Origin of the sequence: Streptomyces sp. SID13666 (genome assembly GCF_010548325.1) — a bacterium.
Taxonomy (GTDB): domain Bacteria; phylum Actinomycetota; class Actinomycetes; order Streptomycetales; family Streptomycetaceae; genus Actinacidiphila; species Actinacidiphila fildesensis.
In genome coordinates this window covers 19,545-38,061 of the sequence record NZ_JAAGLX010000052.1, presented here as the reverse complement: position 1 = coordinate 38,061, position 18,517 = coordinate 19,545, and the positions used below count along the sequence as shown (strand labels likewise).

Genomic DNA, 18,517 nt, shown 5'->3' with positions numbered 1-18,517 from the left:
GCCGCTCCCTTGTCTAGCAGTGCTAGCATCGAATCATGTCGGTACAGGAACGCAAGGAACGCGAACGGGCGGAGCGCGAGCGCCTCATCGTGGCGACAGCCCGTGAACTCGCCGAGCAGCAGGGCTGGGACGCGGTCACCACCCGCCGGCTCGCCGAACGCATCGAGTACAGCCAGCCCGTCCTCTACAGCCATTTCCGCGGCAAGCGCGAGATCATCGGCGCCGTCGCCCTCCAGGGCGCCACCGAGCTGGCCGCGGCGGTGCGGGCCGCGACCGCCGCCGTGGACGGCCCGCGCGAGCGTGTCGCCGCCCTCGCGCGCTCCTACCTCGCCTTCGCCGCACGCAACCCGGCGGTATACGACGCGATCTTCCAGCTCGACGGCGGTCTGGCGTACGCACAGGAGGACACCCCGGCACCTCTCAAGGACGCTTTCGCCGCGCTGCTGGAGTGCCTCGGAGAGGTCGCCGGGGACGGCGTCGACTCGGGGCTGTTCACCGAGGTGTTCTGGGCGTCCCTGCACGGGGTGGCGACCCTGACCCGGTCGGGACGGCTGCCGCCGGAGCACACCGAGCCGAGGGTGGAGCTGCTGGTGGACCGGCTCGCCATCGCCATGGTCTGACACACCATCCCGGCGGGCACGCGGCCGGGGCCCTCGGGCCCCGCCGCTGCCTGCCTGCGGCATCGCTTCAGGTCACTCGCGCCCACACAGCGCAGCCGCAGATCGCCGGGCCCCTGTACCCCAGGCAGGCACCCGCCCCGGAAGCTGCGGTGCAGCCGCCGGAGGCTGGCGCCAGGGCCTGTACTCGAACTCTCTCGGCCTGGTCATGGGCACCATCCTCATTCCCTCCTGGCTCGCCCAGTCCATCGCCGGCACATCCGCCAACAACGCGCAGCGGCTGCGACAACTGCAGGCCCCTATCAGCTGGGGCCAGTACACGACATCGGCCGACTTCTGGAGCCGGACCCTGCAGAACTGGCAATCCGAACTCCTCGCCGTCGCTTCCATGGCCATCTTGTCCATCTACCTCAGACAGCGCGGATCACCAGAATCAAAACCCGTCGGAACGCCGCACGACACCACCGGCATCGAGGGATAGCCAGGGTATGGATCCGATTCGGGAACCGGGCCTTCGTCGCAATCGGGGTGGCCCGGTGCGCAAACGACATCACCGATGCAGATTGGCGCGGCCCCCAGGGCCTCGGCGAAGTGCAGGGTTGACCGCCATGTGCTGGTCTGTCCGGAGGAGCCAGCTAGGTGCAGAACAGGCACGGTGATCCAAGATCATGTGGGTGTCTACGCCTCATGCTCACGCTGGAAGACCGTGCCTGCCGCCTCATCATCATCCCTGATCCCACCTCCCCTGAACCAGCTCCGCGAACAGCCGGAGCCCGACCCCGCCGAGCACCCTGACCTGCTGCGACGCCTCGGCGACGTACCCGACCCACGTGATCCGCGCGGGGTGAGCCACTCCCTGGTCCACGTGCTGGCCTTGGCCGCCGCAGCCGTTCTGACTGGCGCGACTTCGTTGGTGGCGATCAGCGAGTGGGCCGCCGACGCCCCACAGTCGGTAATTGCCGCACTCGGCGGCCACCGTGACGTGCTGAGTGGACGTCACCCGGTGCCCAGTGAGGCGACGATCCGCCGAGTCCTGGCGCGCGTCGACGGCGACGCTCTCGACCAGGCCGTCGGCAGCTGGCTCGCCGACCGCAACCCGGCACCGCCGCAGGTCAAGGACATGTACGGGATCGCTGTGGACGGCAAGAGCCTGCGCGGCGCCGCCCGCGCGAGGGGCGCAAGATCCACCTGCTCACCGCCCTCGACCACATCAGCGGCCTGGTACTGGCACAGATGGACGTCGGCGAGAAGACGAACGAAATCACCTGCTTCCAGCCGCTACTGGACACCGTCACCGACCTCGCCGCAACCGTGGTGACCAGCGACGCGATGCACACCCAGCGCGAACACGCCGACTATCTGATCGCCCGCGACGCGCACTACATCGTGATCGTCAAGAGGAATCAGAAGAGGCTGCGCAAGCAGCTCAAGTCCCTTCCCTGGCAAGAGATTCCTCTGCAGAGTCGGACCCGCGGCACCGGGCACGGCAGGGGGGAGATCAGACGGATCAAGGTCTGCGCCGTCAACGCTCTCCTCTTCCCCCACGCCCGCCAGGCCATCCAGCTCAAGCGCCGCCGGGTGAACCGCAAGACCGGCAAGATCACCGTCAAGACGATCTACGCGGTGACCAGCCTGACCGCCGAACAGGCCACGCCCGCCCAGCTCGCGATCTTGATTCGCGGCCACTGGTCGGTGGAGGTCCTACACCACGTCAGGGATACAACGTTCGCCGAAGACGCCTCACAACTGCGCACCGGTAACGCACCCCGAGCCATGGCCACCTGGCGCAACCTCGCCATCGGCGCCCTCCGCGTCAGGCGTCACCAACATCGCCGCTGCCCTGCGCCACAACGCCCGCGACCCCCGTCGCCCTCTCGCGCTCCTCGGACTCACGTGATCATCAGCCAGACATCGCGCCTGTGCCGAAAACCCCTTGCCTGGCTATTTAGCCTGATCACATGGTGGATACGAGCAGTGGAGTGCAGGCCAGGCTGAAGTCCGTTGTCCTGGAGGGTGAGCACGCTCGTCTCGAACCACTCTCGCCGCAGCATCACGATGGTCTGTGCGCGGCGGTCCGCGACGGCCAACTCTGGGATCTCCAGGTGACGCTGGTCCCGCATCCACGTGAGATCGGCCGGTTCATCGATCAGGCGCTGGACGCCTACGAGGCCGGGAATCAGCTGGCCTTCGCGATCGTCGACATCACCTCGGGACAGATCGTCGGATCCACCCGCTTCATGGCCGTGAACCTGCCCTACCAGCGGGTCGAGATCGGGTTCACCTTCCTGGGCAGCTCCTGGCAGCGCACGGCAATCAACACCGAAGCCAAGCTCCTGATGCTCACCCACGCCTTCGAGGAACACGCTATGAACCGGGTCGAGTTCCTCACCGACGTCCGCAACACCACCTCCAGAGCCGCGATCACCCGCCTGGGAGCCACCCAGGAAGGCGTACTGAGAAGCCACATGGTGATGCGTGACGGCTGGATCCGGGACTCCGTCCTCTTCAGCATCACCGCCCCCGAATGGCCCGACATCAAGGACAGACTCGGCGCCCGACTGACCGCCTCTCGCCAGCAAACCTGATCACAGCCAGCAGTGGCTGACCTCGACGCTCACCAAACGGACATCATGTGACTTTGCCGAGGCCCTGGCGCGGCCCCGACCGCGGCGCCCACGTGGGACGCACTCGCGCTAGTTGGTGCGGGCCGATCTTCGAGCCGGTGCTTGTGGTTATGTGCTGAGCAGGCGGTTGAAGAAGGAGCGGTAGCGCTGACGCGCGACGTGCAAGTCCTCGGTCTCGACTTGTTCTCCCCGGCACCACTGGCCTTCCAGTCCTTGCTTGTGAGACGAGTACGACCAGGCGAGCGTCTGCATCACTTCGGCGACCAGCGCGTCTGCCGTGCGGACGGCATCTTGCGGATCGTCGATGAAGTCGCCCTGGATCGCCTGCCACCTGGAGCGGAATCCCTTGGCTTCCTCGGGGCTATGGAGCGGTTCGTTTTCCTGGGTGGCCGTGGAGGATTCGGGCTTGTCCTTCGCCTGTCCGGTGGCCGTGGCCTCGCCGGGGCAGTAGGGGGATCCGGGCGGTCTGGTGGTCGGCGGCGCCGTCGGCGGTACGTGGGTAGAAGAGGTGTGCCTGGCGGGGCAAGGTGGCTGCGCCGAGGTCGGCGGCGGCAAGTTCCCCGAGCCGCGATGTGTTGCGGCCGACCGCGGTGATCGACTCGGGAGCGGCTCCCCGGGCGACCAGCCCGTCCAGGACGTGCCGACCGAGCGAGGCCGTAGCCCCGAAGACCAGAACGCTTTGTTCAGGCACGGTCGTGGAGAGTGATGTGGTAGCCGTCGGGGTCGGCGAAGGTGAATGTCCGGCCGAAGGGACCGTCGATCGGTGCGGAGACGACGGTGTGACCGTCGGCGACGAGAGCATCGTGGATAGCCTGGACGTCTGTGGCGTGGAGCCAGATTGCGGCACCGATGCCGGGCTGAGCGACGGATGCGAGGCCGGTGCCGGGAATGACGTCGCGGAGTGCGAACGCGATCGGCTTCGTCTCGAAGACGACGGCGTGCGGCGGGCCGGCCTGCGAGCGGACGAGGCCGAGGTAGTGCTCGTAGAACGCCTGCGAAGCGGCGAGGTCACGCGCTTGCAGCGAGATGAAGTCGGGGCCGGTGGCGGGCATGATTCTCCTCCTGCTCGTGTCAACTTTCTGACATGACCAATGTATGTCAGAATACTGACATGAGTCAAAACGGTACGGGCGTCGACCTGGACAAATCGCTGGGCTACCTGCTGAAGGAGGCGTCGAGCGCTCTGCGCGCGGCCATGGAGGAGGTGCTGCGACCGCTCGGTATGACCATCACGCACTACTCCTGCCTCGAGCTACTGGCTCAACGACCGGGCTTGTCGAACTCCGAGCTCGCGCGAGGTGCGTTCGTGACACGGCAGTCGATGAACGTGCTGCTCCAGGCACTGGAACGAGACGGCTACGTGACCAGGCCGGCGGAGGCACCCGTGGGGAAGGCTCTTCCGACGCGGCTCACACCTCGCGGCCGACGAAGCCTCGAGAAGGCATCGGCGGTGGTCCGGTCCGTCGAGGTCAGGATGCTTTCCAGTGTGACCGAGGCCGAGCAGTCAGACGCTTTCCGAATCCTGCAGAGCATGACCCACTCCCTGCGCGATGGGAACGACGGTCCATAGCTCGTTCCCCGGCGCGCACCTCGTCACGCCCGGACAGCAGTGCACCCGCGCCCGAAATTCCGTGCCGGCGACCTCGAAACCCGACGGGCCCCCGGCTACACCCTCAACTGCGAAGAGCCTCGAAACGCTCAACGAGAGGTCCGGAGCGGCAGCGCAGCCAGGTCGTCGCACTCACTGCGCGCAGTGGGCGGGGACGCGCGGTACGGCGCGCTGACGGGGGACTGCGCGTGAAGTCGGGGCTGGGCGGTAACCATCAAGCGTCGGCGCGGCCGTTGGACGAGGCAGGGGTGGATCGCTCCACGACCTTGGCCAGCCGGGTGAGCATGTTGCGGTGCCGCACCATGAGCATCATGTCGATGAGGGAGTTGTGCACAGCCGCGCTCGGTCCCCGCAAGGGGTGTTCGTCAATGATCACCAGTGAACTGCGGCCCCAGGGGCGTACCTCGATCGCGATCCTCGCCGTTCCGAGTGGGCCCGCGTACGCCTCCAACTCCAGCCGGGTGCCCTCGTCGCAGACCCGCACCACCGTTTTGTTCCGAAGTTTCACAGGGCCGACCTTGACGCAGTAGGCGATGGATGACCCCACAGCGGGCCATTCCCCTTCCGCTTCACGGGAATCGTGTGTTCCTACCACCCAGTCCGCGTACCGGCCCCCGTCGCTGAGAACTGCCCACACAGCGGGCGGTGGCCGTTCTACCAAAACATGCCGGACAACCATGACTCATCACCCTTCCTTTGTACGGCTGACGGTGGTCAGCGGCCACGAAGTCCGCGGGGTGCGGCGGCGGCACGCTCCAGCGCGGTCAGCGCCGGTGCTGCGAAATGACGTCTCCATGCGGTTTGCGAGCGGAGAGCGGAGCGGGCGGCGTTGGCGCCACAGGCGCCGTGGACGCCGCCCCCGGGGTGTGCGGATGCCGAAGCCAGGTAAAGGCCAACGATGGGCGTCTCACTGCGGCCCGTGCCAGGTCCTGGGCGCAGGAAGGCCTGCTGGTGGAGCGACGCGGTCCCACCGTTGAGGGCCCCACCCATGAGGTTGGCGTCACGGGCCTGGAGATCCGGCGGGGCGAGAATGCGTCTGGCCTCGATCCGGTTGCGGAAGCCGGGCGCGAGCCGCTCGACCTCCCTCTCCACCCGGTCGGCCATGATCTCGCGTTCTCCCGGATCCCAGCGTCCGGTGAGTCCGCCCTCTCCGGCATCCCCGCGGACATGCTGCGGTAGGTGGGTGTAGGCCCAGGCCGATTCCGTCCCCGCCGGTGAGCGACTGGGATCGGCGGTGGTCATCTGGCCCAGGAGGGCGAAGGGCCGGTCCGGGACCTGCCCGGTGGCCAGCTGGGCGCTGAACCGGGTCATGTGGTCCAACCCGTCGGCCAGATGGACGGTGCCCGCGCCGGCCGCAGCCTGCGCCGTCCATGGGATGGGCCCGGACAGGGCCCAGTCGACCTTGAAGGTCGCGTAGTCCCACTGGAAGCGCCGCATGTCGTCGCGCAATCGGGCCGGTAGCTCCTCCCAGTCGACCAGCCCCCCGTACAGTGCCGGGGCCGGAACATCCGCGAGAACCGCCCGTGCGGCTCGAATCTGCCGGCCGTGTTCGGTGACGACGCCTGTTGCCCGACCGTTCCTGACCACGACGGAGTCGACACGCTCCGAACTGCGCACGATGCCGCCCTTGTCGTGGAACCGTCGCACCAGTGCGTCGGTGAGTGCGCCCGCGCCCCCGACGGGCACGGGCCAACCGAACTGCTGGCCCAGCGTGGACATGAGCCAGCCGAAGCCCGCACTGCCCGTCGACTCAGGGGCGAAGTCGGCGTGCAGAGCACAACCGGCAAGAAGCAACGCACCCCCCTGCCCGGTGAACTCTTCCTCCGCCAACCGGCGTACCGGCAATGTCAGCATCCGCATCAGGCGCAGGCCGCTCGCGGCACGCGCCTTCGCGACAAGGGCCAACGATGATCGGATCGGAGGAAAGGGAGCGAACAACGACCGGATCACATCCGGTCCCAACCTGTCCCACACCTCGACGAGGCGCAGATACGCTTCACCGTCGCCGCTGCCGAAACCGTCGAGGTTGTCCGCGGTGCGCTGCCGGTCGCGGTCCAGTACCGCGCACCTCCCGTCGGCGAGTGGATGCGCCAGCACATGGGGTGCGTGGCTCCAGCGCAGGCCCCACCGGTGCAGTTCCAGGGTCGAGATGGCGGGGGAGGCCATGGCCAGAGGGTAGAAGGCGCTGAACAGATCGTTGACGTACTCAGGATGGACCTCGCGGTCGCTCCGGACGGCACCGCCGGGAACGGACTGCTCCTCCAGGACGAGGACGGCCCAGCCGGCATCTGCCAGAACGTTGGCAGCGACCAGGCCGTTGGGACCCGCCCCCACGACAATCGCATCGAACGTCTCCGGCATGTCGCACTCCTTGTCCGGGCTGGGCTCCGGCAGTCTCCGAGGAACACGGCCGCAGTCAGCCCCTACATTCACCAGACCACACCGACGGTTACCCGGCAGCTTCAGGCTCACTCGGGTGGCAGCCGCAGAGTCGACGCCGCGTTCTCGAACCCGGTGCCGGACCGGTGGCGCTTGGTGGGTGGGCTGCGGGCGGCCCGGATCGGCTGCCGGGATCTGCATGCTGCCTCTCGGGAGCGTTCGGGGGGATCGCCGCTACGGGGGGGCGGGCCAGGGCCTCCTGCCCCGCCCGTACCTGCGGCGATTGCGTGCAGTAACTCTTCGGCAAGCCAGCGTCACTCAGTGGTGGTTTGCTGCGATGTGTCCAGATCCTTCGTCGCAGGAGTGAAGATGAGCATCGCTGGTGAGTCCGGTAGCCGTGCGCAGGAGATGCAGGACAAGGTCCGTGAGTTGAGTGAGCGCGCTGAGCGCTCCACCGACCCGCAGGAGCGGAAGAAGCTCCAGGAGAAGGCCCGCCACCTGCAGGAGAAGGCCATGGAGCAGAGCGGGAGCATGGGTCAGGGCATGCCCGGTCGCGGCGCGAGCCGTGAGCGGGACGACCTTCCTGAATGACACCGAGTTCAGCGTCCAGGGCCTCCCCGGCAATGCCGTGGGAGGCCCTGGGCCGAACTCGTTGCGACGGCGCTGCGCCGATTGCGTCCAGACAGCTCCGCGGCGGCTTGATTTCGGGATGAGTTTGTATCAGGGGTCTCGGTATCGGCGTCTGCCGGCAACCCCTCGCGCCAGCGCTCCGCCGCCGCGGCCGCTCCTATCTCACTCGTGCGGCACTGCCGCCTGGCGTAGTGCCGGCTTGCGGCATGGACTGGTCTCCGTAGCGCGCCCGAATCGGCCGGGATCATGCCCGCGGTCCGGGGTATGCGTCGAGTGTCGGAATGTCCGGCTCGTCAGGGGCGAGCCGGTCGGAGAGGAGATCGGTCATGGCGCGAGCTGCCGGCCCGAAGCGGGAGCGTCAGTACGAGCACATCAAAGACAGCGAGCAGAAGCGTGGTGCGTCGGCCGGAAGGGCCAAAGAGATCGCGGCCCGCACGGTGAATAAGGAGCGCGCTCGGTCGGGGGAGTCCAAGACCACCAGCCGCAATTCCACCAAAGATCCGAAGTCCGCCCCCCAGCGCGGCGGGCAGCGTTCCCACAGTGGAGCGCAGGGTCCGACGCGGGACCAGCTGTACGCGGAGGCGAAGAAGAAGGGCGTGGACGGCCGGTCGAAGATGAACAAGCAACAACTCGCCAAGGCCGTCGGCCGCTGACCAGCTCGCATCCTGCTGTCCCGCGCCCACGCGAGCCGGGGCACTGGTACGACCACCCGTCCGATCGGAGGACGCTATGACGGTGCCTGCGCCGCCGGGACATCCCGGCCCCACGCACCCAGATCCTGTTCCGCCCACCCCGGACCGGGTCCGGACCCCGGCGAACCTCAGCCGGGGCCCCGTCCGGGCCCCGCGCCGGACCCCGGCCCGGCGCCGGGCCCTGAGCCTTCACCGGCCCCGGCCCCGCGGCCGCCGTCACCGCTGATGGCCGGCGCGCCGCCTGGCCACGCACGGAGTAGCACGGCTACGCGTACCGTCGGAACCGTGCCGGTGGCGAGCGCGGGCTTCCGGCGAGGGTGATGGAGTTCGACGTTGTCGTGGAGATCCCGCACAGGTCACGCAACGCGTACCGGATGGACCGCAAGCTGGGCCGTATCCGGTTCGTCCGGGCTCTGTTCACCTTCACGCGCTATCCCGCCGACTACGGGTAGGTCGAGAGCACGCTTGGTGCCGACGCGGGACCGCTCGGCGCGCTGGTCCGGCTCGGGGACGCGACCTATCCCGGAGTACTCATCGGCCGCCGGGCGATCGGCATGGTCCGGATGACAGGCGAGCACGACGCACTCCACACAATCCTCTGTGTGCCGGCAGGCGATCCGCGCTTCCAGCCTGCGGGACATCGGCGAAGTGCCGTCGTACGATCGCCAGGAGATCCAACGCTTCCTCCAGCGACGTGATCACCGATCTGGACTCCGCATATGCGGCCTACGCATATGTGGGCTCCCACAGCATCGGAGCATGCCAACGCAGTGCCCGGACACGCGCGTCGCGGACGAGGTTCAGAGGGAATCTGATGGCATCAACCGGAATATTTGTATGCTCTGCGAGCTCGGCGGCTGCGGTCCCCGGGTTCTTGGCCACGTAGAAGGCTCCTTCGAATCTGCTGTCGGCATGGAAGAATTCCGGGTCGATTCCGCCGAGTACACCTTGTGGTCGCGCCGCTGCTTGTTGTTGGGTGGAACGCATCGGTGGTTGCGGTAGTGCGGTGGCAGGGCTTCGGCGTAGTCGAGCAGTGCCCGTTTCGTGTTCATGTGAGTCCGAGGAGGGCGAGCGGGCGTTCTGCGTTGCGGGCGTTGTGTCGTAGGGCGGCGGCAATGTTGGTGACGCCGGACAGTCGCAGGGCCCCGATGGCGAGGTTGCGCCAGGTGGCCATGGCTCGGGGTGCGTTGCCGGTGCGTAGTTGTGAGGCGTCCTCCGCGAAGGTCGTGTCTCTTACGTAGTGCAGGGCTTCGATCTTCCAGTGATCTCGGATGAGTTGCGCGATCCGGGCGGGATTGGCGTGTTCGGCCGAGAGGCTGGTGACGGCGTAGACGGTCTTGATCGTGGTCTTGCCGGTCTTGCCGGTCTTGCGGTCGGTGCGGCGGCGCTTGATCTGGACGGCCTGTCGGGCGCCGGGGAAGAGCAGTCTGTTCACGGATGCCGCCTTGATCCGTCTGATCTCTGATCGCCCGTGACCAGTGCCCCTCGAGCGGGACTGGAGCGGGATTTCCCGCCAGGACAGGGCCTTGAGCTGTTTGCGGAGCTGTTTCTGGTTGCCCTTGGCGATCACGATGTAGTGCGCTCCGCGTCCCAGGAGGTGGTCGGCGTGCTCGCGCTGGGTGTGCATGGAATCGCTGGTCACCACCATGCCGACCAGGTCAGCGTCGGCAGCCAGCAGCGGCTGGAAGCAGGTGATTTCGTTCGTCGTGGTTCCGACATCGAGTTGGGCCAGGACCAGGCCGGTGGTGTGGTCCAGGGCGGCAAGCAGGTGGATCTTGCGGCCTCCTGCTCTGGCGGCCCCGCGCAGGCTCTTCCCGTCGACCGCCAAGCCGTGCAGTCGGCCGGTGGTCGGGGTGCGGCGGTCGGCGAGCCAGCGGCCGACCGCCAGATCGAGCGCGTCGCCGTCGATCCTGGTCAAAAGCCTGCGGACTGTCGTTTCCGCGGGTCGGTCCCGCTTTGGGAGGATCGCGTCGAGCCGGACCCCGACCCGTTCCAGGACTCGCGGCGGGGCTTCGGCGATGCACTCACCGACCGCCAGGAGCGAGGTCGCGCCGGCCAGTACCGCGCACGCGGTCAGGGCGAGCACGACAGTCAGCGCGTGGCGTACTCCGCGCGGATCTCGGGGATCGGGCACCTTGGACAGGTGCTCCAGCAGACAGGACAGTTCCCCCGGCGCGAGCTTGCGATGTTGGCGGAGTTGGTCAAGGGCAGGCGGGATCGGCGATGATACGTCGGCAGGCATGGTCTTCCAGGCGGGTCATGGGGCGTCGAGAACTCCATGATCTTGGAACCGTGCCTGTCCGACGTGCCGGGTGGGCGCGGCCGACAGGCGGTACATAGGTAGCATCGGCGCGTGACTAGGACGCCGAGGCCAGGGACCAACTGCCCCGTGTGCGGGCTCGATCAGGGAAACGAACCCTGGGGCTCCGACGGCTTGACGCCCTCGTTCGACATCTGCGCCTGCTGCTTCAGCGAGTTCGGCTACGAGGACGCCACGAACGCAGGCGTGAATGCTGCGCGCGACGCATGGATCGCGGCCAGCTGTCCCTGGCGCGGGCCCGAGAGCGAACGACCCGCTGACTGGGATCCGCGAGTGCAACTCGCAGACTGGCTGAAGCTGCCGCACCGGGACTGAACGGCGGGGCATCAGGATCCGTGAGCCCCCCTCATCCTCACAGGATCACGAATCGGGCACTCTTGGACTACGCCGAAGCCCTGCCTACGACCTCACCATCGGCGACCTGCACACGTACAATGTGGAAGCCGGGGACACGCCGGTCCTTGATCTACCTGCCCAAGTCCTGGACCGAGGATCCGGATCGGTGCCGCGCCGCCCGGATCCCGCAGGACAAGTCCTTCGCGACCAAGCCGGAACTCTTGCGCGCGCGATGGTCCGGCGGGCGCTGGACTCCGCCCTGCCGATCGCCTGGGTGACCGCGGATGCGGCCTACGGGCAGGAGTGGCACTTCCGGCGGATGCTGGAGGAGGCCGGTGTGGGCTACGTCGTGGCGGTCCCCAAGTCGCAGCAGGTCAAGTCACCAGCGGGCAGCTGGCGCATCGACCACGTCCTGACCGGCGCCCCGGCCGAGGCCTGGGAGCGAATCTCCTGCGGGGACGGTGCGAAGGGACCGCGGGTCTACGACTGGGCCGGGGCCAAGCTGCCCACCATCGACGGCGCCGATCCCACCCACTACCGCTGGGTGCTGGCCCGCCGCAGCCTGGCGCGTCCCGAGGAGATCGCCTACTACCTCGCCTTCGCCCAGGCGGATGCCACCGTCTCCCAGCTGGTTCGGGTGGCCGGCGCCCGGTGGGCCATCGAGGAGTGCTTCCAAGCTGCGAAGAACGAATGCGGCTTGGACCAGTACGAAGTCCGCCGCTACGTCGGCTGGTACCGCCACATCACCCTGGCCATGCTCGCGCACGCCTTCCTGGCGGCGATGACAGCCCAGGCCCTCGAAAAGGGGGCCGAAGAAACGGTTCGAGGAGCCTTGCTCCCCTCACCGTGGCAGAGATCCGAAGGCTCCTGGACCTTGCCCATCCCCCAACAGCCCGGCACCAATCACCCACACGCCGTCTCCACTGGTCCAGCTGGCGCCGCCGCCACCAGGCCATCGCCCGCCACTGCCACTACCAGCGCCGCACGCACCCCGATCGGGTGAGTAACGAACCACCGCCACCCTGACGGGACGTCAGCCAACTAGACTCCAAAAGCGCCCCTTGACCAGGACATATGGAGAACCGCAACTGGAGTACTAGTACCGGCACCGGCCTCGCCGACACCACCGGCATCGCCTTCGGCGCGAGTGCCCTACAACAGCACCCATCCACCTTGACCAAAGAGATAGGGGCCCCGCGAGTCGGAGGTGCTCACCGCGGTCGCGGACGGCCTGTCCAACGCGGAGATCGGCCGCCGTCTGTTCATCGGCGAGGCCACGGTCAAGACACACCGCCTGCGCATCTTCGCCAAACTCGGCGTCAGCGACCGCACCCGCCGTACTGGTGGCACTGGTCACCGGGCTGCTGCAGCGGCAGCAGAAGGCCGCACGGGTGGCGTCGTCCGCACGGTGAGCAACGACCGCGGTCAGGTCCGCCGACTCCTCGCCCAGGTGATCAGGGCGCCGACCAGCCCGACCAGCCCGGCCAGTGCGATCAGCAGCCCACCGCCGAAGGGCACCGCATAAGGCTTCAGCGCGCTGGAGGCCGTCGTCGTCCGTCCCGACACCGCGGAGAGGGGCGCCGTCCCCTCCTCCATGGCGGGAAAGAGCCGGGAGTCGACGGAGTTCAATCGATTGTCGCCCAGCAGGAAGAGCCGGCCCGGCGGAACGGTCACGTCGAACTCGCTCAGTCCGTTGGCCACACCGTTCAGCACGTAGGGCTCGTCGAGCGGCTTGCCGTTGAGCAGCAGCTTGCCCTCACGCGCGCAGCTGACCCGGTCCCCTCCGATGCCGATCACTCGCCTGAGGAGGGGCCGCCGGGGCCCTCCCCACTCCGGAACACTGACCACGACCACGTCTCCGCGTCGCACCTCACTGCCGTCGACGCTCTCCACGAAGACGGTGCTCTCGCCGGTGAAGGTCGGCCGCATCGAGTCGCGCGGTTGGGACAACAACTCGATGTTCGTCCCGAAGGCGACGACATCCCCCACCAGGAGCAGCGCTCCGGCTATCAGCACCCCACACCAGAGGACCAACCCTTTCCGATGCGGTCGGCGCTCCGGCACCGGCATCGGCCACGGCGATCCCATCGAGTTGTCCACGTCGCTTCCTCGCACCCAACGCCCTCCGCTGATCGAACGACGCGGAAGGCATCCTAGAGGGGCCCCACTCCGAGTGATCCACGGGGCCGGGCGGCATCGCTCGCACGGAACCTTTGCCCGGCGGAACACGCGGCAACGCACCGGCTCCCTGGCCGAGGAGAACCGGTGCGCGTCGTCGACTTGTGTGTCCTGGATCCCTCAGAACCCGAAGCGGTGCTCCGCAGCGTCGCCCATCCACTCGGCCGCGGCGGAGCCGTTGCCGTGGACGACCGTGCTGTGGCCCAGGGCCGTGAACTGGCCGCACGCCTCGCCTGTCCTCCAGCGGCCTGTTCCTTCTCCACGGCGACACCGGAGCCGGCAAAAGCACCCTGTTCTCCGCCATCTGCTTCGCCCTCTACGGCAAGCCCCCGGACAACCGTGACCTGTTACTGCTGCGCAGCGCCCACGCGCCACGCGACCTGCTCACACAGGTGACCCTGGACGTCACGATCGCCGGCCGCCGCCTGCTGATCACCCGCACCCCTCAACAACTGCGACCTAAGAAGAGCGGAGAAGGCACCACCACCCAAAAGGCCGAGACCCACCTCAGCGAATGGACAGTCGACGACGAAGGCCACGGCCACTGGCGCCCCTCCAGCACCTCCCACCAAGAGGCAGCCACCGAAGTCATCCGGGTGCTGGGCATGAGCCGTGAACAGTTCTGCCAAGTCGTGCTGCTCCCGCAGAACAAGTTCTCCGAGTTCCTGTACGCCAATGCGGTGGATCGCGGAGAACTTCTCGGCAAGCTCTTTCACACACACCGTTTCGCTTTCATCGAGACGTGGCTGACCAAACACAGCCAGGCCACCGAAAAGGAACGCGACACCGCCCAGGGTGAGGTGCTGCGCCTGGTCGAACATCTGCACCAGGCCGCCGGCCCTGACCTGAAACCCCAGGACAACAAGCCGACAGCCGAGCAAGCGGCCAACCTGACCGACGATGCCCGCACCTGGGCCGCCGCCCTGCACACCGCCTCCGAAGAACACCACGAGCAGGCAGCGGTCGTGGCTGGTGCCGCCGTAGCTGACCTGGGCGCGCAGCAGGAACGGGAACGGATTGTGCGGGAGACCGCCCGCCAGCAGACCGCACATCAGGCAGCCCAACGCGCCTACGATCTGCTGCAGGAGCAACTGCCCCGCCAAGAAGAACTCCGGGCCCGCCGCGAGCGCGCGCAACGTGCCCAGCGCCTCACCCCGGATCTGCGGGCCCTGGCCACCGCACGCGCCGCCCACACCCGCGCTTAGCAACAAGATGCCGCCGCCCGCGGTGACCTGCACCCCGACCAGGCCCAGCTGACCACCGACCAACTCGTGAGCGCAGAGAAGACCGCCCGTAGCGACATCGGCCAACTCACCGGCCTCCTGGACGACGAAGCCGGCAGCCACCGCTTGACCGCCGAACTTGACGTGTTGGATGCCGAACGACGCAAACTGGCCGATGACCTCAGCGAGGCCCGTACCTGGTTGGCGAAAGAGCCTGTCGAGCGCACCAAACTCGCCGCCCGGATGGAAACAGCCCGCGTCGCGGACCAGGCCAGCCGCCAGCACGCCGCCGCCCTCACCGCCCTCGGCCTGCGCCTGAACGCCGCCGAACGACGCGACGACCTCCTGCAGCAGGTCACGAAAGCCACCCAGCGGGCCAGCGCGCTACGAGAAGCAAGCCGGACAACAGACGAGGCGTACCTGGCCCTCCGCCGCCAGCGCACCGACGGCATGGCGGCCGAACTCGCCGGCAGCCTGCACGACGGCGACCCCTGCCCGGTCTGCGGTTCCTGCACCCACCCTGCCCCTGCCGCCCCGCATCCCGGCCAGCCGACCCGCCAGGACGAAGAACACGCCGAAAGCGCCTACAACGAGGCCCAGAAGGAACAGAAAGCCGCCGACGACGAAGCCAGCCGCCTTGCCCAGGCTGCGGCCACCGCCCAGGGCGAAGCCGGGGACACCCCCCCTGCCCGACCTTCAAGCCCAACACACCACCCTCACCCGCGAACTGGCCGCCGCCCTGGAACAGGCCGCCGATGCTGTACCCACCCAGGGAGAACTCGACATCCTGGAGCGCGAACACACGCTGCGCACCCAGCAGGACAGCGAATTCACCGGCCGACTGGCCGGTCACAACGCCACCTTCGACACCCTCACCGGGCGGGTGCAGGAAGTCGAACAACGCCTGGTAGCCGCCCGCGGCCCCGCCGCCACGATCTCCGAGCGCATCGGGCAGCTGACCACCAGCGCCGATCGCTTGTCGGCAGCCGCGCAAACCTCCCGGACAGCAGCCCACAGCACCAAGGCCGCGACCAGAGCACCGCCGATGCCGCCGCAGCAGCCAAAGCAGCTGAGCAGGCCCTATTGGACGACGACGATCTGCGCACCATGGAAGAACAGATCAACCAGTGGCACAGCGACCATGCCGCAGCCACCACCAGCGTCGATGACCCCGAACTCGCCCAAGCCGCAGCCCAACCGACCGCCGACATCCACGCCGCGACCACGAACCTGAACGCTGCCACGCAGCGCCATACCCAGGCCGCAACGGCCGCCAGCAGCGCCCGCACTCGCACCGAGACCCTCGCCGACCTGACTACCGAACTCCACACGCACATCGAGCACCTGCTGCCGCTCGAGCACGCCCACCGCACCGCACGCCACCTCTCCCAACTGGCGAACAGCACCTCCACCAGCAGCCGCCTCCGCATGCAACTGGAGGCCTACGTCCTGGCCGCACGACTCGAAGAAGTCGTCGACGCCGCCAACACCCGCCTCGCCCATATGTCCGAGAACCGGTACACCTCATCCACTCCGAACAAAAGGCCGCCCACGGAGCCCGATCCGGCCTCAGCCTGCAAGTCATCGACGCCTGGAACGGCCACCCCCGCGACACCGACACCCTCTCCGGAGGTGAAGCCTTCTTCGTCTCCCTGGCCCTGGCCCTCGCCCTGGCCGATGTCGTCACCCACGAATCCGGCGGCAGCCCACTGGACACCCACTTCATCGACGAAGGCTTCGGCAGCCTCGACGAAGACACCCTCCACCAGGTCCTCGATGTCCTGGACGGACGGCGCGCCCACGACCGTATTGTCGGGCTCATCAGCCACATCCCCGACCTACGCCGCCGCATCCCCAACCGCCTGCACATCCACAAGAGCCCCGACGGCTCGAGCACTCCGGCCAGCGACCGGGCGAGGCGCCATCAGGGCGCGGGCGCTTTCCACGACCCTCTCGTGCGGGGCGGCGCTCAGCCGTTCCCGGATCTCGACGACGGCCACGGTGTGGCGGGGGCTGCGTGTCAGTGCGTGCGTGTGGCGCAACGTGGTGCTGAGCGGGGGTCGCTGCTCCGGAATCCGGTCGGCCAACGGTTCCCCATGTGGACGATGCGGTCCTCGTCGAGCTCGCCGCGGACGTAGAACCGCCTCAGGTCCGCGGTTCGTGCGGCTCGTAAAGGCGTCGCTGCAGGTGGCAACCTCTGGGATGGCCTGGGCTGGGACCATGTCCGTGTGATCGTCTCACTTCCGTACAGGGCAACCCGCAAGCTGTTGTCCGTCCTTTGACTGCTGCGCCGAGACACCCCCAAGGACGCGAGTTGCTTGTCCTCCGGCATGAGAACGCGGTGCTACGCCGTCAAATCGCCGGCCCGGTCCTCTACGACCCGCGGACCAGTTCTGGCTGGTCTACTCTCTCCAGCCTCATTCCCGGCGCCCTCGGCGTGAGGTCTCACGGTCACGCCTGGCACGCTGCCGGCCTGGCATCGAAAGTTCATCGCGGCCAAGTGGGACTACACCGCCCGACGCTCCCGCACAGGGACGGAACGCAGGACTTCCTCGCCATCAACTCCACCGCCAACGCCATGTACTTCTACCCCGGTAACGGCGCCGACGGCTTCGCCTCCGCCCGCACCACCGTGGGTCCCGGCTGGGGCACCTTCCGGCTCATCCCCATCGAGTACAACGGTGACGGCAAGCTCGACGTGTTGGCCATCAACCCGGCCGACGAGCACCTGTACTTCTACCCCGGCGACGGAACCGGCAACTTCGGGTCCTGCACCGACCGCGGCGGCGGGTGGGGGTGATGCAGTTGGTGCCCGGCGAGTTCAACAATGACGGCAAACAAGACTTCCTCGCCGTCGACACCACCAACCACAAACTGCGCTTCTACCCCGGCCCCGGCACCTTCGGCACCTACATCCTGCAGCCCGACGACTGGACCCCCTACGGCCTTGCGGTGGCAGGCAACCTCACACCGATGCCGCCCTGGACATCGCCGCCCCCGACACCATCAGCCACCTGCGAACCTGGATCAATGACGGCCATGGCCTGCTACTGACGCTGCCGGGACAAAGGATCCAACGACAGCCCCGCCGACGGCGCCCGGCCACCGCAGATGACGCCCGGCACGCCGTATCTGCCGCGTCGGCGCAGCGTGCAGCGTGCTGTCAGGTGCGGGAATCGGTTATTGCCGTGTGGTTCGGGCGGACTGGCCGGACGCCACAGTCATCGGGCCGCCGTACGTCCGGGCTGCACGTGGGCGTGGTCGAGCCGGCGATGGGCCATCGACAGGGTGGTCAGCAATTCGTGCCAGACCGTGTCCTCGCCCCGTAGCGCCGTGGGTTGTCCGGTGTACGCAAGAAGACGAACACGCCTCTCGGTCAGCCGCCTCGAAGGCGAGGGAAGCCCTGGACGGTTTCGGGTTAACTCCAGTTTTCATGGGCCCTGAGCAGGGACAAATGAGGTAACCACGTTTCCAGTCGGTGAAGACGTCGGCGTGGACGGGCATCGATCTGACTGGCCGCTAGGGCGTCGGCGCGGGCACCATGAGGTCTGGACAGCGGAGCACGACTCCGCATCAATCCCGTGCCAAGGCATCCGAGTTGGGTGCCCAGCCCCGACCTGCTCTGGAGATATTGATGTCTACCCTGCCCCTGCCTGCCGGCCCCGAGCCGTCGCCGTTCTGCTCCACCCGCCTGCCGACCCGCGTCCCCCGCCTCCGGCTGGGTTGGCTGGGTATCCCCGAGGTCGTGGTCGTCGTGGTAATCGTTCTGGCGCTGGTCGCACTGGCTGTCGACAACCGGCCCGTTCCGGCCGCGCTGGCGGTGATCGCCGCCGCCGTGGCCGACGTGATCGCCGGCCGCCGCCCGAGCAGCCCGACCGGCAGGCGCTCCCGCCGCCGCAACCGGTGACC

Annotated in this window: 21 protein-coding genes and 2 pseudogenes; 17 read left to right on the top strand and 6 right to left on the bottom strand. The window is 68.0% G+C overall.

What is annotated here, in order from left to right:
- Window positions 1–35 precede the first annotated feature (35 nt).
- From G3I60_RS38010 to G3I60_RS37995, 5 genes are all read left to right on the top strand, one after another.
- On the top strand, window positions 36–620 hold the full coding sequence (locus G3I60_RS38010; RefSeq protein WP_138358998.1) for a TetR/AcrR family transcriptional regulator: 585 nt from the start codon (window positions 36–38) through the stop codon (window positions 618–620).
- A 46-nt stretch (window positions 621–666) separates the two neighbouring features.
- Window positions 667–1,098, top strand: coding sequence for a DUF6766 family protein (locus tag G3I60_RS38005; RefSeq protein ID WP_343241867.1), 432 nt, complete (start codon window positions 667–669; stop codon window positions 1,096–1,098).
- Between the two features lie 225 nt (window positions 1,099–1,323).
- The gene (locus G3I60_RS46960) at window positions 1,324–1,935 is read left to right on the top strand and encodes a transposase family protein (protein ID WP_343241865.1); all 612 of its coding nucleotides are present in this window, start codon (window positions 1,324–1,326) and stop codon (window positions 1,933–1,935) included.
- Window positions 1,827–2,612, top strand: coding sequence for an ISAs1 family transposase (locus tag G3I60_RS46955; RefSeq protein ID WP_343241866.1), 786 nt, complete (start codon window positions 1,827–1,829; stop codon window positions 2,610–2,612). Before G3I60_RS46960 ends, G3I60_RS46955 begins: the two co-directional genes overlap by 109 nt.
- Window positions 2,576–3,202, top strand: coding sequence for a GNAT family N-acetyltransferase (locus tag G3I60_RS37995; protein WP_164298954.1), 627 nt, complete (start codon window positions 2,576–2,578; stop codon window positions 3,200–3,202). The genes G3I60_RS46955 and G3I60_RS37995 overlap by 37 nt, the downstream gene beginning before the upstream one ends.
- Before the next feature lie 147 nt (window positions 3,203–3,349).
- On the opposite strand, the gene G3I60_RS37990 is transcribed toward G3I60_RS37995, so the two are convergent.
- Both G3I60_RS37990 and G3I60_RS37985 read right to left on the bottom strand, forming a co-directional pair.
- Window positions 3,350–3,796: a hypothetical protein gene (locus G3I60_RS37990; protein ID WP_164298952.1), complete on the bottom strand. Its 447-nt coding sequence runs from the start codon at window positions 3,794–3,796 to the stop codon at window positions 3,350–3,352.
- A gap of 128 nt (window positions 3,797–3,924) precedes the next feature.
- On the bottom strand, window positions 3,925–4,293 hold the full coding sequence (locus G3I60_RS37985) for a VOC family protein (RefSeq protein WP_164298950.1): 369 nt from the start codon (window positions 4,291–4,293) through the stop codon (window positions 3,925–3,927).
- 59 nt (window positions 4,294–4,352) lie between these two features.
- Between G3I60_RS37985 and G3I60_RS37980 the strand changes: the two genes are divergently transcribed.
- Complete coding sequence (locus G3I60_RS37980) at window positions 4,353–4,811, top strand: MarR family winged helix-turn-helix transcriptional regulator (protein WP_164608333.1); 459 nt, start codon at window positions 4,353–4,355, stop codon at window positions 4,809–4,811.
- 253 nt (window positions 4,812–5,064) lie between these two features.
- Here G3I60_RS37980 and G3I60_RS37975 read toward each other — a convergent pair whose 3' ends face one another.
- The gene (locus tag G3I60_RS37975) at window positions 5,065–5,529 is read right to left on the bottom strand and encodes an SRPBCC family protein (protein WP_164298948.1); all 465 of its coding nucleotides are present in this window, start codon (window positions 5,527–5,529) and stop codon (window positions 5,065–5,067) included.
- Between the two features lie 35 nt (window positions 5,530–5,564).
- The gene (locus tag G3I60_RS37970) at window positions 5,565–7,211 is read right to left on the bottom strand and encodes an NAD(P)/FAD-dependent oxidoreductase (RefSeq protein WP_164298946.1); all 1,647 of its coding nucleotides are present in this window, start codon (window positions 7,209–7,211) and stop codon (window positions 5,565–5,567) included.
- Between the two features lie 387 nt (window positions 7,212–7,598).
- Here G3I60_RS37970 and G3I60_RS37965 point away from each other — a divergent pair, with 387 nt between their 5' ends.
- The 3 genes and pseudogenes from G3I60_RS37965 (at window position 7,599) to G3I60_RS46025 (ending at window position 9,249) form a co-directional block, all read left to right on the top strand.
- Window positions 7,599–7,820 carry a DUF6381 family protein gene (locus G3I60_RS37965; protein ID WP_164298944.1) on the top strand — a complete coding sequence of 74 codons (222 nt, stop codon included), beginning with the start codon at window positions 7,599–7,601 and terminating at the stop codon, window positions 7,818–7,820.
- 365 nt (window positions 7,821–8,185) lie between these two features.
- A complete protein-coding gene (locus G3I60_RS37960) occupies window positions 8,186–8,512 on the top strand; it encodes a plasmid stabilization protein (RefSeq protein WP_164298942.1) in 327 nt (108 codons plus the stop codon).
- A 359-nt stretch (window positions 8,513–8,871) separates the two neighbouring features.
- Window positions 8,872–9,249, top strand: a pseudogene (locus tag G3I60_RS46025) (inorganic diphosphatase).
- Between the two features lie 350 nt (window positions 9,250–9,599).
- On the opposite strand, the gene G3I60_RS37950 reads toward G3I60_RS46025, so the two are convergent.
- Entirely contained in the window at window positions 9,600–10,793 is a 1,194-nt protein-coding gene (locus tag G3I60_RS37950; RefSeq protein WP_164298940.1) for an ISAs1 family transposase, read from the bottom strand.
- 580 nt (window positions 10,794–11,373) lie between these two features.
- Here G3I60_RS37950 and G3I60_RS37945 point away from each other — a divergent pair.
- Window positions 11,374–12,210, top strand: coding sequence for an IS701 family transposase (locus tag G3I60_RS37945; protein WP_343241864.1), 837 nt, complete (start codon window positions 11,374–11,376; stop codon window positions 12,208–12,210).
- 192 nt (window positions 12,211–12,402) lie between these two features.
- Window positions 12,403–12,619, top strand: a pseudogene (locus G3I60_RS46610) (response regulator transcription factor); the annotation flags it as partial.
- 13 nt (window positions 12,620–12,632) lie between these two features.
- On the opposite strand, the gene lepB reads toward G3I60_RS46610, so the two are convergent.
- Window positions 12,633–13,223: a signal peptidase I gene (gene lepB, locus G3I60_RS37935; RefSeq protein WP_164298938.1), complete on the bottom strand. Its 591-nt coding sequence runs from the start codon at window positions 13,221–13,223 to the stop codon at window positions 12,633–12,635.
- A 395-nt stretch (window positions 13,224–13,618) separates the two neighbouring features.
- Here lepB and G3I60_RS37930 point away from each other — a divergent pair, with 395 nt between their 5' ends.
- The 6 genes from G3I60_RS37930 to G3I60_RS37905 all read left to right on the top strand — a co-directional run bounded on the left by G3I60_RS37930 (window position 13,619) and on the right by G3I60_RS37905 (window position 18,515).
- On the top strand, window positions 13,619–14,590 hold the full coding sequence (locus G3I60_RS37930; RefSeq protein ID WP_164298970.1) for an AAA family ATPase: 972 nt from the start codon (window positions 13,619–13,621) through the stop codon (window positions 14,588–14,590).
- A 655-nt stretch (window positions 14,591–15,245) separates the two neighbouring features.
- Complete coding sequence (locus tag G3I60_RS44785; RefSeq protein WP_203674869.1) at window positions 15,246–15,842, top strand: hypothetical protein; 597 nt, start codon at window positions 15,246–15,248, stop codon at window positions 15,840–15,842.
- 292 nt (window positions 15,843–16,134) lie between these two features.
- Window positions 16,135–16,746 carry an SbcC/MukB-like Walker B domain-containing protein gene (locus tag G3I60_RS47150; RefSeq protein WP_369334874.1) on the top strand — a complete coding sequence of 204 codons (612 nt, stop codon included), beginning with the start codon at window positions 16,135–16,137 and terminating at the stop codon, window positions 16,744–16,746.
- A 362-nt stretch (window positions 16,747–17,108) separates the two neighbouring features.
- Window positions 17,109–17,408: a VCBS repeat-containing protein gene (locus G3I60_RS37915; protein WP_164298936.1), complete on the top strand. Its 300-nt coding sequence runs from the start codon at window positions 17,109–17,111 to the stop codon at window positions 17,406–17,408.
- Window positions 17,408–17,662: a VCBS repeat-containing protein gene (locus G3I60_RS37910; RefSeq protein WP_164298934.1), complete on the top strand. Its 255-nt coding sequence runs from the start codon at window positions 17,408–17,410 to the stop codon at window positions 17,660–17,662. Before G3I60_RS37915 ends, G3I60_RS37910 begins: the two co-directional genes overlap by 1 nt.
- A gap of 580 nt (window positions 17,663–18,242) precedes the next feature.
- Window positions 18,243–18,515, top strand: a complete 273-nt coding sequence (locus G3I60_RS37905; RefSeq protein ID WP_164298932.1) for a hypothetical protein — start codon at window positions 18,243–18,245, stop codon at window positions 18,513–18,515.
- Window positions 18,516–18,517 lie beyond the last annotated feature (2 nt).